The sequence below is a fragment of the Enterobacter cloacae complex sp. ESBL7 genome, assembly GCF_041679625.1.
Lineage (GTDB): Bacteria > Pseudomonadota > Gammaproteobacteria > Enterobacterales > Enterobacteriaceae > Enterobacter > Enterobacter asburiae_B.
Window position 1 is genome coordinate 1 of record NZ_JBGORN010000046.1, and the last position, 404, is coordinate 404.

Below are 404 nucleotides of genomic sequence, written 5' to 3' on the forward strand. Positions count from 1 at the left end.
TCAAAGGTTCATATCACCTCGCCGGCGCTTTTCGCAGATTAGCACGTCCTTCATCGCCTCTGACTGCCAGGGCATCCACCGTGTACGCTTAGTCGCTTAACCTCACAACCCGAAGATGTTTCACTTCATGATTGCGAAAATTTGAGAGACTCGAACACACCATTTAAGATGTGTCGTTTCAATTTTCAGCTTGATCCAGATTTTTAAAGAGCAAAACTTCTTAATGCACTCAAAAGTACATTCAGAAGTTCATCATTCATCAGACAATCTGTGTGGACACTACAAAGGCAGGTTCTTTAAGGTAAGGAGGTGATCCAACCGCAGGTTCCCCTACGGTTACCTTGTTACGACTTCACCCCAGTCATGAATCACAAAGTGGTAAGCGCCCTCCCGAAGGTTAAGCT

General features: G+C 45.3%; 2 rRNA genes. Both read right to left on the minus strand.

The window, feature by feature from the left end:
• A 23S ribosomal RNA gene (locus tag ACERY3_RS25390) occupies positions 1-102 on the minus strand; the annotation flags it as partial.
• A gap of 200 nt (positions 103-302) precedes the next feature.
• Positions 303-404: ribosomal RNA gene (locus ACERY3_RS25395) — 16S ribosomal RNA — on the minus strand; the annotation flags it as partial.